Raw genomic sequence first — 2,702 nt, 5'->3', positions numbered from 1 at the left:
CGCCAAACACCTTGCCCTGCACGATGACCTGCGCGCCGACATCGGTCTGCGGCTTGAGCAGCACCGGGTTCATATGGACCGAGGGTGCCACACCGCAAGCGATCGCCTGCAGCCATTGCGCGCGGCCGATCTCGCCGCCGCCGGCTTTGTTGTCGCCCGGAATGTCGGCGACGGCGGCATTGTTCGACATGTTCTGCGGCTTGAATGGCCGCACCTTCAGCCCACGCTTTTTTGCCGCGCGGCAGAGGCCGGCGACCAGCACCGTCTTGCCGACATCCGAACCCGTGCCCTGCAGCATGATCGCTCTGGCCATCAGCCCCTGCCCTGCGCCACGGTTCCGGCAATATCGGATTTCTGCGCCAGTGGCCCGCCGCGCCAGATGTAGAGCGCCAGCAGTGGGTCTTTGCCGGTGCGCATGGCGTGATTGACGTTGGACGCGTGGTGGACGACCTCGCCGGCCGTGCGCATGCAAAAGCCGCTCTCGCCCATGCGCCACTCGGCGCCGCCGGTCAGCGGAATGTAGATTTCCTCGGCGACGTGGTGGTGGTCGGGATAGACGATATCGGGTCCAAGGATCAGCAGGCCGGCAGCGACCTCGTCATTGGCGAAGTGGCCTCGGGTGCCGAACACTTCCAGCCAGCCGTAATTGTCGATGAACTCTTTTCCAAAGTCCGCCTCGCCATAGGTCTGCCCCCAGCGGAAATCATTCCGATGCTCGGCAAGCAGTTGCAACAGCGGCTTGGCATCTGGCGGCGCCAGTTCGGCGGCGCGATCGAGATGGCTCAGGCAGGCGAGCGGATGCGGCTCCAGCGTGCGAGCCGGCATGTCCCAGCCGATCCGGGCCACGGCATCGCGCACCAGGGCGTGATCGACTGACGCAAGGTATGCGTGGAACTGTCCCAGCAGTTCATCGAATTTTGTCGTCACATCGTGCTCCGGGCATGCATTGGTGCACAGCCGCTCCGCGAAGGGTCGGGTTGCGCGGCGGCATCATTGGTCTAGATTGGTGCGCGCGCAAAGCCAAAAACGACAGGCCAACAGGTCGAAGATTAGGGAGCACGCCATGGACGCTGCGGTCGATGCGAGCACCAACCAGTTCGAACTCAACGAGGAGCAGCGCGCCATCCAGGAGATGGCGCAGGCCTTCGCCGCCGACCGCGTCGCGCCGAATGCGCTCGACTGGGACCGCAACAAGCATTTCCCGGCCGACGTGATCCGCGAGACCGGGCCGCTCGGCCTCGGCGGCATCTATATCAGGGACGATGTCGGCGGCTCGGCACTTGGCCGGCTCGACGCCGTGCTGATCTTCGAGGCGCTTTCGCACGCCGATCCGGCCTTTTCGTCCTTCATCTCGATCCACAACATGGTGGCGTCGATGATCGACCGTTTCGGCAATGACGAGCAGCGTCAGCGCTTCCTGCCGAAACTCACCTCGATGGAATGGCTGGCCAGCTATTGCCTGACCGAGCCCGGCTCCGGCTCCGATGCCGCGGCCCTGAAAACGCGCGCGGTCAAGAGCGGCGGCGACTATGTCCTGAACGGCACCAAGCAGTTCATCTCCGGCGCCGGCGACAGCGATGTCTATGCCGTCATGGTGCGCACCGGCACTGAGGGGCCGAAAGGCATTTCCACCATCGTCGTGCCCAGAGATGCGCCAGGCCTCTCCTTCGGCGCCAACGAGCACAAGATGGGCTGGCATATGCAGTCGACCCGCCAGGTCATCTTCGAGGATTGCAAGGTGCCGGCGGAGAACCTTTTGTCCGGCGAAGGTGCGGGTTTCGGCATCGCCATGGCCGGGCTCGACGGCGGCCGTCTGAACATCGCCGCTTGTTCGCTGGGCGGCGCGCAGTCGGCGCTCGACAAGGCGCTTTCCTACACCGCCGAGCGCAAGGCCTTCGGCTCGAAGATCAACCAGTTCCAGGCGCTGCAGTTCAGGCTGGCCGACATGGAGACCGAACTGCAGGCGGCGCGTATTTTCCTCTATGCCGCCGCCGCGAAGCTCGACCGCAAGGCGCCGGACGCCGGCAAATGGTCGGCGATGGCCAAGCGCTTCGTCACCGATACCGGCTTCAATGTCGCCAACGACGCACTGCAGCTGCTCGGCGGCTATGGCTACCTGCACGACTACGGCATCGAGAAGCTGGTGCGGGACCTGCGCGTGCACCAGATCCTCGAAGGCACCAACGAGATCATGCGCGTCATCATCGCGCGAGCATTAATTGGAAGGCAGTAGGCAGTAGGCAGTAGGCAGTAGGCAGTAGGCAGTGAGATGACCGGCAAGATCAATTCCTACAAGGATCTTATCGTGTGGCAGCAGGGGATGGATCTGGCTGTCGCCACCTATTCTTTGACCAAGGCATGGCCAAAAGAGGAATTGTATGGGTTGACCAGCCAAATCCGCCGTTCAGCAACCTCTATTCCTGCAAACATCGCCGAAGGTTATGGCCGAGACAACAGAGGTTCCTATCAGCAATTTCTGAGGATTGCCCAAGGCTCGCTGAAGGAATTCGAGACACACCTCCAGATCGCTGAACGCATTGGCCTTGCCACGCATGATCAAGCTAGTCAGTTGCTGACATCCACGGAGGGCATCGGCAAAATGCTTCGCCAGCTTATTTTCAAACTTGCACCCGAATAGACCCCTACTGCCTACTGCCTACTGCCTACTGCCTACTGCCTACTGCCTACTGCCTACTGCCTAC

4 protein-coding genes are annotated in these 2,702 nt (G+C 62.4%); 2 read left to right on the top strand and 2 right to left on the bottom strand.

The annotated features are described in order from the left end of the window. Window positions 1-313 (bottom strand): AAA family ATPase (locus EN964_RS38580; protein ID WP_245490656.1); only part of this gene is annotated, 313 nt, incomplete at its 3' end. Then, window positions 313-927, bottom strand: a complete 615-nt coding sequence (locus tag EN964_RS15530; RefSeq protein WP_127268802.1) for a dimethylsulfonioproprionate lyase family protein — start codon at window positions 925-927, stop codon at window positions 313-315. The genes EN964_RS38580 and EN964_RS15530, both read right to left, overlap by 1 nt. Window positions 928-1,063: 136 nt before the next feature. On the opposite strand from EN964_RS15530, the gene EN964_RS15525 reads away from it, so the two are divergent. Together EN964_RS15525 and EN964_RS15520 are read left to right on the top strand one after the other, a co-directional pair. Then, on the top strand, window positions 1,064-2,233 hold the full coding sequence (locus EN964_RS15525; protein WP_127271451.1) for an isobutyryl-CoA dehydrogenase: 1,170 nt from the start codon (window positions 1,064-1,066) through the stop codon (window positions 2,231-2,233). Window positions 2,234-2,269: 36 nt separating this feature from the next. Next, window positions 2,270-2,638, top strand: coding sequence for a four helix bundle protein (locus EN964_RS15520; protein ID WP_127271453.1), 369 nt, complete (start codon window positions 2,270-2,272; stop codon window positions 2,636-2,638). Window positions 2,639-2,702 lie beyond the last annotated feature (64 nt).

It is taken from the genome of Mesorhizobium sp. M7A.F.Ca.CA.001.10.2.1, from assembly GCF_003998575.1.
GTDB lineage: Bacteria > Pseudomonadota > Alphaproteobacteria > Rhizobiales > Rhizobiaceae > Mesorhizobium.
The sequence above is the reverse complement of the archived record's forward strand: the minus strand, read 5'-3'. Positions and strand labels throughout refer to the sequence as shown.